The 15,858-nt window shown below is 65.4% G+C and carries 11 protein-coding genes; 3 read left to right on the forward strand and 8 right to left on the reverse strand.

The genetic code is table 11. The features are described from left to right. Positions 1-206 precede the first annotated feature (206 nt). The 3 genes from TVH25_RS09410 to TVH25_RS09420 are packed head-to-tail and all read right to left on the reverse strand — an operon-like array spanning position 207 to position 5,091. Complete coding sequence (locus TVH25_RS09410) at positions 207-1,409, reverse strand: hypothetical protein (protein WP_422423924.1); 1,203 nt, start codon at positions 1,407-1,409, stop codon at positions 207-209. Further along, the gene (locus TVH25_RS09415; RefSeq protein ID WP_422423925.1) at positions 1,406-3,019 is read right to left on the reverse strand and encodes a type I restriction-modification system subunit M; all 1,614 of its coding nucleotides are present in this window, start codon (positions 3,017-3,019) and stop codon (positions 1,406-1,408) included. Before TVH25_RS09415 ends, TVH25_RS09410 begins: the two co-directional genes overlap by 4 nt. Positions 3,020-3,021: 2 nt before the next feature. Next, positions 3,022-5,091: a helix-turn-helix transcriptional regulator gene (locus TVH25_RS09420; protein WP_422423927.1), complete on the reverse strand. Its 2,070-nt coding sequence runs from the start codon at positions 5,089-5,091 to the stop codon at positions 3,022-3,024. Positions 5,092-5,237: 146 nt separating this feature from the next. On the opposite strand from TVH25_RS09420, the gene TVH25_RS09425 reads away from it, so the two are divergent. From TVH25_RS09425 to TVH25_RS09435, 3 genes are all read left to right on the forward strand, one after another. Continuing rightward, a complete protein-coding gene (locus tag TVH25_RS09425) occupies positions 5,238-6,119 on the forward strand; it encodes a ribonuclease HI (protein ID WP_422423929.1) in 882 nt (293 codons plus the stop codon). 50 nt (positions 6,120-6,169) lie between these two features. After that, positions 6,170-6,697 carry a DUF2510 domain-containing protein gene (locus tag TVH25_RS09430; protein WP_422423930.1) on the forward strand — a complete coding sequence of 176 codons (528 nt, stop codon included), beginning with the start codon at positions 6,170-6,172 and terminating at the stop codon, positions 6,695-6,697. Positions 6,698-6,889: 192 nt separating this feature from the next. Continuing rightward, complete coding sequence (locus TVH25_RS09435; protein ID WP_422423931.1) at positions 6,890-8,707, forward strand: hypothetical protein; 1,818 nt, start codon at positions 6,890-6,892, stop codon at positions 8,705-8,707. 282 nt (positions 8,708-8,989) lie between these two features. On the opposite strand, the gene cydC is transcribed toward TVH25_RS09435, so the two are convergent. The 5 genes from cydC to TVH25_RS09460 form a co-directional block, all read right to left on the reverse strand. After that, the gene (gene cydC / locus TVH25_RS09440; protein ID WP_422423938.1) at positions 8,990-10,636 is read right to left on the reverse strand and encodes a thiol reductant ABC exporter subunit CydC; all 1,647 of its coding nucleotides are present in this window, start codon (positions 10,634-10,636) and stop codon (positions 8,990-8,992) included. A 26-nt stretch (positions 10,637-10,662) separates the two neighbouring features. Next, positions 10,663-12,423 carry a thiol reductant ABC exporter subunit CydD gene (cydD, locus tag TVH25_RS09445; protein ID WP_422423932.1) on the reverse strand — a complete coding sequence of 587 codons (1,761 nt, stop codon included), beginning with the start codon at positions 12,421-12,423 and terminating at the stop codon, positions 10,663-10,665. Beyond that, positions 12,420-13,457: a cytochrome d ubiquinol oxidase subunit II gene (cydB, locus tag TVH25_RS09450; RefSeq protein ID WP_169621281.1), complete on the reverse strand. Its 1,038-nt coding sequence runs from the start codon at positions 13,455-13,457 to the stop codon at positions 12,420-12,422. Before cydB ends, cydD begins: the two co-directional genes overlap by 4 nt. Before the next feature lie 12 nt (positions 13,458-13,469). Next, positions 13,470-14,975, reverse strand: coding sequence for a cytochrome ubiquinol oxidase subunit I (locus TVH25_RS09455; protein ID WP_422423933.1), 1,506 nt, complete (start codon positions 14,973-14,975; stop codon positions 13,470-13,472). A 264-nt stretch (positions 14,976-15,239) separates the two neighbouring features. Beyond that, positions 15,240-15,858, reverse strand: a 619-nt coding sequence (locus TVH25_RS09460) for an aminodeoxychorismate lyase (RefSeq protein WP_422423934.1), incomplete at its 5' end; no start/stop codon positions are given.

The raw sequence follows: 15,858 nt of genomic DNA on the forward strand, positions 1-15,858 counted from the left end.
ATAGGGACGACGGGCTTCATTTACATTCCTCCATCTCGCGTTGTTGACTATGCGATCGGTCATGGGGCCGAGACGTTCCAACACACGTAGTCGGCTTTGGCGAGCCCGACAGACCGTCAGAACGCCGGAAGTGCCGCGACCTCCAAAAGATGGTGGGTTATTGCCCGGCTACCGGGCAATAACCCACCATTTCGTCAAAGCACCCCCTACAACACGTTCTCGACGACCTTCTCCGCGTCGCGCACGCGGAGTTCGCCGGACATCAGGCGCGGGAGGAGAGCATCACGAATGTTGGCCAGCATGCGATTCTCATCCCTCAATGAACCCAATTGCTCCACGAGCGGTGAAGCGAACTGGCCCCACTCCATCAGTGTCTCAGAATTCACACGTCGGACAGTGAACGCTGCAACATCGTTGGCAGACAACCTCTGCCTTCCCGAGGTACCGACCAGATGCTGAATCGCCATCGTCCTGAACCGGGAACTGGTAACCAAGAAATAGGCCAGTTCCCTTGGCACTGCAGGACGTGACCGGAATACAATGTATTCAGTCGAACCCAGTGCAACTTCACCATCCTCAAGGAAATCGACGTACCCGGCTTTTCCGTTCTCTAGGCACGGCGTGATTCGCGCTAGCAGAGTGTCACCATTCATAAATCGAGCACCGCCCTTGGCAGGCCTTCGTTCCCAGTCCGATACAAGCAACTCGGAAGTCGGAAGCTTTTGCATGTCCAGGTAGACGGGCTCTTCCACGTTTGGCCTAGCACACTTCGGGTTCAGCTCGAAATATTCTTCAAGACAGGCTTTTTCACCGTAGTCCACGTCTAACTCAAGTACAGCGAAGCGGGATGCGAGCAAGGATTCAGCCGTACCCGCCAGCTTGCGGTTTGCGGCGATCTTGTCGTCGAGGGCGCCAAGGACTTCGGCGATGGCACGTTGCTCTCGCATTGAGGGAAGACACAAATCCATTTCACGAGCCGCACCGACATTGAAGTGCTGTTGCACTGCACCCACAAGCCGATTACTAATAAATCCCCCGGCCACACTATTAATATAGTAACTTAGCCATCTTGAATCAAGGTTTGGGCCAGGTCTCGTAATTACCAAATCGGAGCAATTAGCCGCTTGCCAGCCATCCGGGATAACTGCGGTAGCGCCCGGTTTTCCCGTGCGAACCGTAACCACATCGCCGGCAACGAGACTCGATTTTCGTAGTCTGGCATGAAACTCAGGAGAAATATGACGGACATCGCTCAGATCAAACCCGTGAGGAACAATGTTCTGCGAACGCAGGAACATTACGCCGGACTCTTGGTACTCGCTCGCCATTGAACCTACATGACCGACAGTCACCTCCTCAGCGATGTCGCCCAACTTAGCTTCGATCCAACCGTCAGGGGTACGCCTCACTTGACCCTCCCCAACTGCTCCCGCACAACAGCCTGGAGTCGCGCGGACTCGTCGAACTGCTCGTACAGTTCCTTCGTCAACCGCGCAATCTTCTCTTCGATCGGCTCGCCGTCGTCTTCGATCGCCGCCGCACCGACGTAGCGACCCGGTGTCAGGGCGTAGTCGGCTTCCTTAATCTCGGCGAGAGTTGCCGAGTAACAGAAGCCCGGTTCGTCCGCGTACTCGGCGCCCTTCGCGGATTCCGTTCCCCGCCAAGCATGGAACGTGCCGGCGATCTTCGCGATGTCGTCGTCCGACAGCGCCCGCTCCGCACGATCGACCATGTAGCCGAGGTTGCGGGCGTCGATGAACAACACCTGCCCCCGCCGGTCGATCGAGCCCTTCACGCCCGCCGACTTGTCTTTCGCGAAGAACCACGTGCACACCGGAATACCGGTGCTGCGGAACAACTGGGTCGGCAGTGCCACCATGCACGACACCAAGTCGGCTTCGACCAACCGCGCGCGGATGTCGCCCTCACCACCGGAGTTCGACGACATCGTTCCGTTCGCCATCACCACACCGGCACTGCCCTTTTCGGCGAGCTTCGAGATGATGTGCTGAATCCACGCGTAGTTGGCGTTACCTACCGGCGGAACACCGTACTTCCAGCGCTTGTCGTCCTCCCGGCGCGTCCAATCCTTGATGTTGAAAGGCGGGTTGGCCATCACGTAGTCGGCCAGGAGGTCCGGGTGCTTGTCTTGGGAGAAAGTATCTTCCCAACGGTCACCGAGTTGCGCGTTGATGCCGTGGATCGCGAGGTTCATCTTCGCCATCCGCCACGTGCGCTCGTTGTGTTCCTGCCCGTAGACAGCAATATCCGTCGCGTTGCCACCGTGGTGTTCGATGAACTTCTCGGCCTGGACGAACATTCCGCCCGACCCACAGCACGGGTCGTACACGCGTCCGTTGTACGGCTCTAGCACCTCCACCAGCACGCGGACAACGCCTGCGGGCGTGTAGAACTCGCCACCGCGCTTACCCTCCGCGCGGGCGAACTTCTCCAGGAAGTACTCGTACACCTCCCCCAGGAGGTCCCGGGCTCGGCGCGCGCCGTCACCGGTGAACCGGGTGTCGTTGAAGAGGTCGAGCAGCTCGCCGAGACGGCGCTGATCGAGATTGTCCTTGTTGAACATCGTCGGCAACGTACCGGCGAGGGTCGAGTTTTCGTCCATCAACCCGCGCATGGCGGCGTCGATCAGCTGGCCGATGGTTCGGCCTTCGACCCCAGCTGATTCCTGGATGCCCTTCGCGTGCTGCGCAAGGTACTCCCACCGGGCTTCCTCCGGCACCCAGAAGACGGTGGAACCGAGGTATTCGTCGCGGTCGTCGATAAGCGACGCGACACCTTCCTCATCCAGCCCGTCTGCGATCAACTCGGCTTCTAGTTGCCGGCGACGCTCGTCGAACGCGTCCGAGACGTACTTGAGGAACACCAACCCGAGGATGACGTCCTTGTACTGGGACGCATCCATGGAGCCGCGCAGTTTGTCGGCGGCCTTCCACAGCGTGTCCTTCAGTTCCTTCATGGTCGACGGTGCTGTGTCCGTCGCCCTCTTCCTCGGTGGCATCTTCACTCTTCCTCTGGGACGTGCGGGTTGTGCGCTGTGACGGACAGGACTCCGCGAGTCACGCCGTCGATCATTGTGTCGGTCAGTTCGTTCACGCTGTCGAGCAGGTTCTGGGCTTCGCGGCGTCGCGCGTCGAGTTCCCTCAGGGCTCCGCGGATTGCATCGACGCGAGCCGGGGCGATCACCGGGACGGTCCAATCCTTCCATCGCCGTCCGGAGCGAATCGCACCCGATGGCTTCTCCACCGCCGCGAGTTGCTTCACGTGCCGGGCGATCACTTCGGGAACGAGACCGTCGGCATCCGCGTTGCGAACCCGCAGCACCCGGGCCGGAGCGAGGACGAGGGAACCGCCGTCGCTGTCGACGGCGATCCCGAACCGCGGCGACGTGCAGAAAACGATGTCGCCAGGCTTCGTGCGTCGGCTGCCCGAGTATCTCTCGGCATGCACCATCCGGTCGATCCCTCGGTCGCCGATTACTCTCTCCCCCAGCAATTCTGCGGGCCCTATCACCCGCACCTGTCCACCGGTTTCGATATCGTCCGGGTCGACCCGAGTACCGGGAAGCAGCGCGAGCTTCCGCTGCGAGACGAGTTCGCCCGCGGTGGGCAGGGCGGGTGCTTCCGAACGGTGGTGGGCGACGGCCACACGAAGGTCACCCCTGAGACTCTGTGCGTGGCGGTTCGCATCGTCGACCAGCGACGTTACCCGGCTTGCGAGGTCGGCTCCGCGTCCGACGGGTCGCGCGGATCTGGTTGCGACAAGCCCTCGGGCGGTGTCGGCCAGCAGATCCGCGGTCCGGTGGACTGCTCCGAAGTGGAATGCATGCGCGCGAACCGAATCCGCGGTGCCCATCGAGGCGACGGCATCGGACACGACGCCGTCGATCGCAGCATTGTCGAGAGCCCGGTGGCTGATGTCGGCGAGCACCGTCCAGCGGTCCGCGGGTGCGATGCGCGCGTCGGCCGCGCCCAGCACCCATAAGGCCATCGACGTTCCCGGCTTCGTGACGAGCAGGCCCTCCGGAAGCCGGATCGCCGCGCACAGGCGGCCGGACTGCACAATCCCCGACCGGATCGACAGCGTGTCGCGGTCGGGCAGCGGATCGACGAGGACCGCTGCCGGTGCGATCACCACGGCGTAGTGTTCGCCGCTCATCTGCACGGTGATGTTGTCGATCTCGGTGAGCACCTCTGCCGGCGAGGCCCCGAGCGTGGACGGCGAAGGGTACTGGGTCAGGAACAGAGCGGGCCGATCGATCGAGAAGTCGGCGTCGAACCCTTCGGCGGGTGCCTGGTGACGTCGCCACCGATGCACCGCGAGACGACGACGCGCGAGTCGCGCAGACGGGGTGTCGGCTCGTCCGGTGATCGCGATGGGCTCGGTGTCTTCCGACAGTTCCTTCCTCAGGGCAACGAAGAGATCGCTGCCGTCGACCGACGGGTCGACGAAGAACGCGCGGTCGTCGCACACCAGCGCCGTCGCCACCCGGGTGCACAACTCGATGGCACCACCGGCGAGCGTCGAAGCAGCCAACTCCCGCATCGGAATCCGAAAACGCTGCGCCATCAAGGCTTCGAAGGCCCGCTCGGTGGTGTACGCAGCGTCGGCCATGCGGTCGGCATGTCGCGCATAGGTGATGAGATGCCCGCCGAGTGCCTCGAGTTCGCGATACAGATATGCGTCGTCGGGATCGACGTCGTCGGCCTCGTCGAGAATGTCGTCGTGGTCGAGGTCGGTCAGCGGGATTCCGAGCTGCGATTTGAGGCACAGTAGCGCCGTGAGCCCCGCGAGCGCTGCGTCAGGGCCGGAGCCGGTGGGATGGTCGAGCGCGGCGTGGATCGCCACGTCTTCGGCGAGGGTGTCGCTGTTGCCGAGCTTTCGCTCTCGAAGCCAGCCGACCACGTCGTCGGCAGCGAACTTCTCCTGTTGCGCGTCGATGCGGACAGGTTCCGGAAAGGGTCGGTCGGTGCCGGCGTAGCGGCTACGCCACACGGAGACGACCGGTCGCTTCACTCCCGCGAGCGACGCGATATCGCTCTTGGTGAGGAGGAGGGCCGGTTCGTCGGTCACGTCGCAGGCCCCTTCCAGTAGTTACGGCAGCACTCCGCCGAGTTCGTTCCAAGAATCTATCGGTGCGATCGGACACGAACATTACCTAACGCGATAACCCCCCTTATCGGCAGGTTTCTCACGCTTCTTCGCAGGTCCCACGCACGATGGCGGCAGCCGATCACGAGGAGGAACACCACATGCTCGCCGCCATCCACATCCGCCAGATTCACGCCGGTCCCACGCCGATGACCTGCGCTGCACTCGCCACCGACACCGATTCGGCGCTGTTCCTCCGGGAGGGCCACGACCAGACCGACCGGAGTCTGGCCGGCCTCGAAGCCTTCGCCGCCCTGTACGAGCAGGCGAAGTGTTCACCGGTTCGGCTCCATATCTCGGATGCCGGTCTCCGCAGCACCCTCGAAGCGGTATCGGACTCCTTCCCCGCCGTCGACTTCGTCGACACCCCGTTCGGTCCGCTGGGCACTCTGCTGCGCCGGGCATCCGACACCATCGGCGCACACGTCGTCGCCCTCGCCGCCGAAGAGGAGGCGCGACGTGACACCGAACGCGCTCAGCTTCCGCCCCTGGCTGTTGCCACCGATGCCTCCAAGGCCAGGAGATTTCGGGGAACCGGTCTCGGCTGCGTCTCCGAGAAGGGCGTCCACCGGATGCTCATGGCACCCGACGCGCGCTCGATCCTGGAAGGCGAACTGCTCGCCATCGAGATGGCCACGACGAAGTTCCCCGACCGCGACCTGCACATCCTCACCGACAGCCGCCTCGCGATTGCTTGCCTCGCAGGCACCTACAAGGGACGGCCCGCGGTTTCCGGGGTAGTCGACCGCATCCACCGCTCGATCCAGGGTCGATCGGTGCGATTCGACTGGGTGCGCGGTCACGACGGACACCCGCTCAACGAAGCCGCACACCGGCTCGCGGTAGCGGCACGGCGTTGCTACGACGCGAAGGTTTCGCCCGCAGTGGCAGCAGAGATCGCAAGAAACATCGTTGCGTCGCTCGACGAATCGCGCACGCAATCAGCATGAGCGCGCCCGAACCGACCCCCGGTCGGTCCACGAATTCGAAAGGATCTCCCATGAATGCACCTGCAGGCTGGCACCCTGACCCTCAGAACCCCGGCATCGAACGTTGGTGGGACGGTCAGCAGTGGGCCGAGCAGACTCGACCTGCCCCCACGCTCCGGGCGTCTGCCGGCGACCGACGGTACACAGCCAATCTGATCGCTGCGCTCATCGCGAGCCTCGGCATCATCGTCGGCAGCCTCGGCCCGTGGGCGAGCTTCTTCGCGTTCACCAAGAACGGAGTGGAAGGCGACGGCGTCATCACGCTGGTTCTGGGTGTGATCGCTGCGGTTGCGTTGTTCGTGCGGCTCTCCCGAGGTTCGGGTGAATGGGTGACACTTCGATGGGGTGTCCCCGTCATCGGGGTCCTGTGTGTGGCGATCTCCGTCTACGACCTGTTCGAGGTCACCTCGATCACCGCCGAGTTCTTCGGAGAGCCCATCGGCGTCCAGGTCGGGTGGGGATTGTGGCTGCTACTGATTTCCTCTGCGGTGCTGTGCCTGACTTCCTCCAGCGTCGTGAAGCGCCCCCGAACACCGTGATCTGGGCTTTCCCGCCGTGGGTAGCTGAAACAGCGCTCACGACAACGGCATTCTGATTCTGAGTGCAACGAACCGCCCCAATGTAGCGATACCGGGCATACAGGGCTCCGCGCAGTCGGCACCAGCCGGCCTGCACGGCCCTGTCTCCGGCGCGCATCAACGCGTGCCGCACCTTACGACGAGGAGAAACCAGTGGCGGTCAAAGTAGTCTTCCTGCACGGAATCGGAGACGGAGACCCACGGGCCGGTTGGCTGGAGGGCCTCAACCGCGGGCTGGTGCAGGCAGGTCACGACCCGATCGACCGCGCCGATACCTTCGCTCCCCGCTACAGTTCGATCCTTTCCACGGAGGGGATCGGCGCGAAGATGCCGGCCCCGACGTACCGGGTGAAGGACGATTCCGCAGCGCGCTTCGAATTCGCGCGCAGACAAGCGCGAATCCAGCGGGACCTGGGACTGAAGTCGACGCCTTCGGGTTTCGGCGCTCACGTGGTGCCCGACGCGCCACTCAACACATTGCAGGGATTCGCCATAGGAAATGTTTCCGCGTTCGATCTCACCCAGGTCCGCCGGTACGTCCAGAACGAACCGCTGCGTGGTGCCGTCCTCCGGTTCCTCATGGATCAGGACTACGCCGACGAGATCGTGCTGATCGCCCACAGCCTGGGCAGCGTCATCGCCATCGACTTCCTCGATCACCTGCCCGAACATGTCCACGTCCGGCGCTTCATCACGATCGGCAGCCCTGCCGCTTCCCCCGCGCTGCACCAGGGCAGTGAGCGACTTCTGAAGAGATTCCCGTACGCACGTGTCGACGACTGGTCCAACGTCTTCAACCCCCGTGACATCGTGACCGGTGGCCGTGGTCTGGCATCACTCTTCCCCGCAGCGCAGGACTTCGCCGTCGATATCGGAAACCTCGAGCACGGCTCGGGCGCCTACCTCGGGCATCCCGGTGTTGCCAGTCTCGTCGCTCAGATCGTCTATCCCTCAAAAGACGTCGCGCTCGCCCGATCCGGAATTGCGGTGCGCCTGAACGACTCCCAAGCATCTGTTCTCTTGATGCTCCACTACGGTCATGCCGTTGCTCGGAACATCAAGAACCAGGAGGTTGCGGCCAAGTACCTGGGTGCCCTCCGGCTTCGTCAGGATCAGATCATCGCCGAGATCGAGGAACTCGCCACCGTCGGCCAGCAGCCGCTGGCCGAGGAGTTGCATCAACTGGTCGACGGGAAGCTGCCGCCGGTGCCGCTCCTGTGGGAACTGCACGAAGCGGTAGGGGAACTCGTTGTCCTCGCACTCACAAATGCGGTCGACCCTTACGAGATCGACGTCGAGCAGGCACCGATGCGTGCGATTTCGGAGGTCACCTTCGCGATGGGCTTCAGTACCGATGTCGGTTCGAAGGTCCTCCGCGCAATCGAGGACGTTCAGAAATCTCTCGACCGTCGAGGTGGAGTGCCGTGGGGTCGGGTTCTGACAGCCGCGGCCGGAGTTGCGCTGCTGGCTGCCGGACCCGTCGGATTGATTGCAGCCGCACCCGCCGCCGCTGCGGGCGCCGCGGCGATCACCGGGGGACTCGCTGCCTTCGGACCGGGCGGAATGGTGGGTGGATTGGCGATGCTCGGCGGATTGGCCGGCGCAGGCGCGGCCGTTGCGACTTCCGCCGTCACCGGTGCAGGCGGCGAAGCGCAGCCCGCGTTGGATCTCAAGGCCCTCGTATTGCGGGTCTCGGTCGAATACGCCCGCAAACTGCTCAATCTGCCGTTCGATCAAAACCTTTGGTACCAGCTCGCGGACACGGAAACTCGGACTGCCGCGCAGATCAGCCGCTTCGAAGCGTTCAACAGTCCGAACTCTCCAACGTTGACGATGCTGCGTGAGGTCAAGGACTCTCTCACGCGACTCATGACGTTCGTCATCGAACAAGGGCTTGCCCCTCGCGCCATCGCTGCCGGTGAGAACTACCAGGTGGACGGCAACGAACCCGACCGGATCGCGATCAACTGAACGAGTAGGGCGGCGAAGCGTCACTTCGCTGACTGGGGAGGGTCCGAGACACGAACGACCCCCGAGTCGTCTCGGCGAGCCGGAGGAGATCCGGGACTCGACGAGCCCGGTGGGACGATCCGGGGACTCGGGGGTCGGGTGACTACCTGGTATTCGCCGGCCGCTCGCGGTCGGAGAACGCTGTCGTCGACGAGCGGCTAGCGGGCAGCCACCTCACATGTCCGAAGAAAACTCACTTTCAGACCACCTCCTTCCTCGTGTACCAGCGAAGGTACGCCCGGCTCACGCAGTCGGCAACGTATTTTTCTCGACGTGCATCACGACGTCGGCGGCGGTATCGGACGGCAGCTGGTGCGTCACCACCACCACGGTGCGTTCGGGGTCGACGAGACCCGCGTCCCGGTCGAGCAGGCGGCGTTGCAGACGGGCCGCGTCGTCGGCGTCGAGGTGCTCCCCCGGTTCGTCGAGCAGCAGGATCCGCGCGGGCGACAGCAGTGCCCTGGCCAGCAGCAGTCGCCTTCGCTGGCCGCCGGAGAGCGCCCTCGCGCCGGCTTCGAGCACGGTGTGCAGGCCCTCCGGTAGCCCTGCCACCCACGGTCCGAGCCCCACCGCCTCGAGCACGGAGTACGCCTCGCTCTCGTCGACGTCACCGCGCGCGACGCGCAGATTTTCGAGGACCGACGTGCCGAAGACGTGCGCGTCCTCGGCGAAGAATCCGACACGGTGGCGCAGCGCCGCGGGCTCGAGTTCTTCCAGGGGCACACCGTCGAGCGTCACGCTGCCCGAGACCGGGCTCAGCAACCCGGCCAGGGTCATCAACGTCGTGGTCTTGCCGCTGCCGCTCGTTCCCACCAGCGCGACGCGGGCACCGGGAGCCAGGTCGAGGGTCACAGGGTTCGTCGCGGAACCGCCGGGCCACCCGCTCCGCAGGTTGTCGGCGCGAAGCCGTCCCGGTCCGTCGACAGGGCGGTCGCCGTGCGGGACCGACCGGTCGGCGCGATCGAGCAGGTCGTTGATCCGCCGGGACGCGATCCGCGCCCGGACGAGGGTCTGCGCCGCCGCGGGCAGCACCGAGGTCGATTCGAACGCGGCGAGGGGCAGCAGGACGAGGACGCCCAGCGTCGTGGGGCTCATCGCGGCGGGACCGGACCCGAACACCGTGATACCGATCAGCAAGGCTCCGAGGACGCTCGCTCCGACCGCGAGGGGTGCGGCCGCGTCGGCGAACGCGGACGGGACGGCGGACCTGTCGGTGGCACGCACGGCCTCGACGCCCGACGCCCGAGCGCGCCGGGACGCGCGGTCGAGCTGGCCCGAGACCCGCAGTTCCGCCGCGTGATCGAGCACGGTCACGGCGTCGTGGGCGAACCGGTTACGAGCGTCGTCGCCGTCGGTCTCCGCTTGCGTTGCGGCCCGTGCCGACAGCCACGGCGCCAGCACGCCCGCGACGAGCAGCGCGACGGCGAGCACGGCTCCGGCGGCCGGAGAGATCACCGCGAGAACGATGACGGCGGCGGACGAGAGCACGGCGGAGACGGCGATGGGGACGAGTGCCCGGACGACGACGTCTCCCAGTGCATCGACATCGGCGCCGGTGCGTGCGAGGAGATCACCGCGCCGCAGGCCCGCCGACGCCGCGGGGTCACCGTCGGCGAGCCGCTGATAGAGACGGGACCGGGCCGACGTCATGCCGCGCAACGCGGTCTCGTGCGTGGCGAGTCGTTCGAGATAGCGGAACAGACCGCGCGCGACGCCCAGTGCGCGCACCGCGACGACGGCGACCGTGAGGTCGAGTACCGGCGGCATTTCCCAGGCTCTGATGATCAGCCAGGCCGACAGCCCCGACAACATGAGCGCACTACCCAGGGTCGCCACGCCCGCAAGAATCGCGAGCGCGACCCGCCGTGGTTCGAGTTCGAGCAGCGCCATCGCACGGCGCAGATCCGACGATGCGGTCACGACGCACCTCCCGGACGGACCTCGACGATGCGGTCGGCGATGGCCAGCAGACTCGGGCGGTGCGCCACGATCACGACGGTGCGGCCGGCTCGGGCGAGTGCGGTCAGTGCGTCGAGCACGGTTGTCTCGGTGTCGGGGTCGAGGTGTGCGGTGGGTTCGTCGAGCAACAACACGGGCCGCGACGACGCGAGCGTGCGCGTGAGAGCGAGCCGCTGTCGCTGTCCCAGGGACAGTCCGCTGCCTCCGGCGCCGACGACCGTCTCCCATCCCTGGGGAAGCTCCGCGAGTACCGAGTCGAAACCTGTTGTGGCGCAGACTGTACCGAGGTTCGGATCGGCAGGGTCGACGCCGGTGAGCCGGAGGTTGTCGGCGAGCGTTCCGGGCAGCAGCACGGGGTGCTGCGGGAGCCATGCTACCTCGTTCCACCATGCCTCGTCGCCGGCTACGGGCCGCCCGTCGACGGTGATATCTCCCTCTGCAACGTCGGTGAGTCCGAGGAGGGCGAGCAGCGCGGTCGACTTCCCGGAGCCGTTCTCTCCGGTCAGTACGGTGACCTCGCCGGGCCAGCACTCCGCATCGAGCCGGTAGGGAGCGAACCCGTCCCGGCCCGCAACGCTGACGTTCCGGAAGACGATCTCGCGCCCAGCGGCGGAGACAGGTTCACCCGCCACCGTGGCGCGGTTGTCCGTGACCGCCGGCGCCGGTTCGTGCGCGGTGTGTTCGGGGGCGGTCCGTTCGGGAGCGACAGCCAGAATCGCAAATGCTCGATCCGCCGCGGCCGTGCCGTTCTCCGCGGCGTGGAACTTCGCTCCGACGGTGCGGAGCGGGAAGTACGCCTCCGGCGCGAGGATCAACGCGATGATGCCGGCTTCGAGCGGCATCCCGCCGTAGACCAATCTCATGCCGATGGTCACGGCGACGAGCGCCACCGAGAGCGTGGCGAGGAATTCCAGAACGGTGCCGGACAGGAACGCCACGCGCAGCGCCGACATCGTGGTGCGCCGGTGGTCCTCGCCGAGTTCGCGCACCCGCGCGGCAGGTCCCTGCTCGCGGCCGAGCGCGCGAAGGGTGGGCAGACCCGCGAGCAAGTCGAGCAACTGGGACGAGAGGGTGGTCATCGCGTCGAGCGTGCGGTCCGCTTTGCCCTTGGTGAGCAGTCCGATGAGGATCATGAAGATCGGGATCAGCGGCAGCGTCACGATGATGATGATCGCCGACGTGAGGTCGTGCAGGGCGATGACGACGATCGTGACAGGCGTCAGCGTGACCGCCAGGATCAGAGCCGGCAGGTAGCCGGTGAGGTAGTCGCGCAGGCCGTCGAGCCCTCGGGTCAGCACGGTGGCGATCTCGTCGCGACGCGGATCCAGTTCTCGGGGCGGCAGGGTCGCGGCCGCGTCGAGGACCTCGCTCTCGAGTTCGGCGATGACGCGGCTCGCCGAACGGTGCGCGTACCGGGAGTGCAGCCAGGTGGCGACCACACGCACGGCGACTGCCCCCGCGAGGACGAGCAATTCGGTGCGCCAGTCACCGAGGGTGCGGGCATCGGTGGTGATGACCCCCGCCAGCACCGTGCCGATCATCAGGGCGCTCACCACCACCATCACGACATCGACCAGCGACGTCAGAACGGTGAGGGCGAGGTACCCCCGTGCCGATGCCGAGTATCGCCACAGCCGTGGGTCGATCGGTCCCCGCCGGCGCCGGTGGCGTATACACATCTCCGCGCCGGCGGGAACGGTGGCAGCGGCAACCGTCATTTGGTGCCGATCTTCAGACCGATGGACGGCGGGATGTGCGAGGTCGAGATCCGCTGGCGGAACACCCAGTAGGTCCACCCCTGGTAGAGCAGGACCACGGGCGTGACGGCGACGGCGGCCCACGTCATGATCTTCAGTGTGTAGGCGCTCGACGACGCGTTCTCGATGGTCAGCGACCACGCCGGATCGAGAGTGGACGGCATGACGTTCGGGAACAGTGCCGCGAACAGCAGCACGATCGTCGCCGCGATGGCCACGGTGGTGAACACGAAAGCCCAGCCCTCGCGTTCGGCGGCGACCAGCGCGACAACGGCGAGCAGTGCGGCAGCAGCGACGGCGACGAGGATCAGCGTCCAGGTCTTGCCGTAGGCGAGCTGGGTCCACACCACGAACGCCCCCGCGACCAGAACGGTCGGGACGGACAGCCGGCGCGACAGCTTCACCGCGTCGGTGCGGATGTCACCGGAGGTCTTCAGCGCGATGAACACCGCGCCGTGCAACGCGAAGACCAGAGCTGTGGTGACGCCACCCAGCAGTGCGTACGGGTTGAGCAGGGCGAAGAATCCACCCACGTACTGCTTGTCGGCGTCGATCGCCACGCCGCGCACGATGTTCGCGAACGCGACGCCCCACAGCACGGCCGGAACCCAGGAGCCGAAGATGATGCCCCAGTCGCAGCGTCGCCGCCACACCGGATCGTCGATCTTGCCGCGCCACTCGATCGCGCACACCCGGACGATCAGGGCGAGGAGGATCAGCAGCAATGGAAGGTAGAACCCGGAGAACAGGGTTGCGTACCACTCCGGGAACGCGGCGAACAATGCGCCGCCGGCGGTGATCAGCCACACTTCGTTGCCGTCCCACACCGGGCCGATGGTGTTGAGCAGGACCCGGCGACGGGTGTCGGCACTCTCGGTCTTGCCGCGGCCGAGCACGGGGAAATGCATACCGACACCGAAGTCGAAGCCTTCGAGGATGAAGTATCCCGTGAACAGAACCGCGATCAGGATGAACCAGACTTCTTGGAGTCCCATCAGAGATCTCTCCTAGTACGCGAAGGACAACTGCTTCGGCTTTGTGTCGTCGTCGGTGTCGTCGTCATCGGTGCCGGGTGGCTGCGCGTCGTGCGGCTGCGGGCCTTGCTTCGCGTACTTACGGATCAGCCAGAACCAGACAACACCCAGGGCCGCGTAGACGACGGTGAACGCGATCAGCGATGTCAGGACGGTCGCGGAGGGGTGATCGGAGACGCCCTGCTCGACGGTCAGCCGGATCATGTCCACTCCCGTGGGGTTCGGGTGCACGACCCACGGCTGACGCCCCATCTCGGTGAAGATCCATCCGGCACTGTTGGCCAGGAACGGTGTGGGAATCGCGATGAGCGAGAGTTTCGCGAACCACTTCTGGTCGGGTACGCGTCCACGCCGCGTGACCCACAAGCCCGCGAACGCGAGTGCGGCGGAGCCGGCGGCGAGGCCGATCATCGCGCGGAAGGACCAGTAGGTGACGAACAGGTTGGGGGTGTAGTTGCCCGGGCCGAACTGCTCCTCGTACTGCGCCTGGAGGTCTTCGACACCCTGCAGCGTCACGCCCGAGAATTCGCCCTGGGCGAGGTACGGCAGCACGTAGGGCATGTCGAGCACGTGCACGACGCCGTCACAGTTGTTGTGGGTGCCGAGCGTCAGAATCGAGAAGTTCGGGTCCGTTTCGGTCTGGCACAACGACTCTGCCGAGGCCATCTTCATCGGCTGCTGCTCGAACATCAGCTTCGCCTGGACGTCGCCGGTGACGAACAGGGCGACACCCGCGATGAGCATCACCACCAGGCCGAGACGCGTCACCGGGCGGAACAGTCCCCGGGCGTCGTTCTCGAGCTGCTGGGCTTCCTCCGGCTCGGACGCCCGGATCTCCTTGGCACGTCGCATGTTCCGTACCATCCACCAACCGCCGATGCCGGCGATGAATGTGGCGGCAGTGAGGAACCCACCGGCCACGGCGTGCGGATATGCCGCCAGCGCGGTGTTGTTGGTGAGCAGTTCCCAGATACTCGTCAGTTCGGCGCGACCGGTCTCGGGGTTGTAGGTGGCACCGACCGGGTGCTGCATGAACGAGTTGGCCACGATGATGAAGTACGCGGACGCGTTGACGCCGATGGCGACGAGCCAGATGGTCGCCAGGTGGACGAGTTTGGGCAGGCGCGACCAGCCGAAGATCCACAATCCGAGGAAGGTGGATTCGAGGAAGAAGGCGACCAGCCCTTCGAGGGCGAGTGGCGCTCCGAAGACGTCACCGACGAAGCGGGAGTATTCGCTCCAGTTCATGCCGAACTGGAACTCCTGCACGATGCCGGTGGCGACGCCGAGCGCGAAGTTGATCAGGAACATCTTCCCGAAGAACTTCGTCAGCCGATACCAGTGATCCTTCTTGGTGACCACCCACATCGTCTGCATGATCGCGACCAGCGGCGCGAGACCGATGGTGAGCGGGACGAGGATGAAGTGATACACCGTCGTGATCCCGAACTGCCACCGGGACAGATCCAAGACGTCCATTGCCACTCCGAGGTGAGGCCCGAATACGAGGAAGTCCGAATCCAGGGCGCGGGCCGACGCTCCGATTTCGGACACTTGGCCGCGCGAAAGCACGATTCGGCCTTGTTACTACAAAATGTAGTAGAAGTTTCGGGCCCTCGGTACCAGCCGTGTCGTTGACCACACGGGATACACCTCACACCTCGCGCAGAAGGTGGTTTTCTCCACCGAAAACCCGCACAAATGGGTCTTTCGTCGCTGGTGGAAGGGCCTTTCGGCCCTCACTCAGGATGCGGCGTCCACGGCCTTGTCGACCAGTTCCTCGACCGTGCCGGCGAGTGACCTCACCGACAGCGGGTGCCCGTCGAGCATGTGCACCCGGGCGGCGCGCGACACACTCGACACGAGCCACACTCCGTCCGCCACGATCAGGTCGGCGGGACGCAACGGCTCGTAGCGCACGGCGAAGTCGTGGTCTCCCGCAACGTCGAACAGCGCCTGCTGCGTGGTGCCCGGCAGGACGCCCATCTCGGCGGGCGGCGTGAGAAGGGTGCGCCCCCGTGCGATCACGACCGTCGACCGGGGACCTTCGAGCACGTACCCCTCGCTGCTCGTGTAGATCACGTCGTCGACGCCCAGCGCCTCCGCGTGACGCAAAGCCGCCATGTTCGTCGCATAGGACAAGGTCTTGGCCCCGATGAGCTGCCACGGAGCGGTCCGCGCGACGTCGACGGAGTACCCGCGCTCGAGAGTTACCACCGACACACCCTCGCGCCGCGTCCGCAGTACCCGTTCCGGAACGGGAGTCAGCAGCAGGAAAGCAGTCGGAGAGCCGGCATCTTCGCGACCGCGGGTGTAGACGAGCCGGAGGACCCCCACCCCGGCCCCCCCCCCCGGCGACCCC

Source organism: Rhodococcus sp. 7Tela_A2 (genome assembly GCF_049311045.1).
Taxonomy (GTDB): domain Bacteria; phylum Actinomycetota; class Actinomycetes; order Mycobacteriales; family Mycobacteriaceae; genus Rhodococcus.

Coding starts and splice junctions, on each gene's coding strand:
- TVH25_RS09415 (WP_422423925.1), bottom strand. CDS start 3,019: ATGCCACCGAGGAAGAGGGCGACGGACACAGCACCGTCGACCATGAAG.
- TVH25_RS09425 (WP_422423929.1), top strand. CDS start 5,238: ATGGCGGCAGCCGATCACGAGGAGGAACACCACATGCTCGCCGCCATC.
- TVH25_RS09430 (WP_422423930.1), top strand. CDS start 6,170: ATGAATGCACCTGCAGGCTGGCACCCTGACCCTCAGAACCCCGGCATC.
- cydC (WP_422423938.1), bottom strand. CDS start 10,636: ATGGCGCTGCTCGAACTCGAACCACGGCGGGTCGCGCTCGCGATTCTT.
- cydD (WP_422423932.1), bottom strand. CDS start 12,423: ATGACGGTTGCCGCTGCCACCGTTCCCGCCGGCGCGGAGATGTGTATA.
- cydB (WP_169621281.1), bottom strand. CDS start 13,457: ATGGGACTCCAAGAAGTCTGGTTCATCCTGATCGCGGTTCTGTTCACG.
- TVH25_RS09455 (WP_422423933.1), bottom strand. CDS start 14,975: ATGGACGTCTTGGATCTGTCCCGGTGGCAGTTCGGGATCACGACGGTG.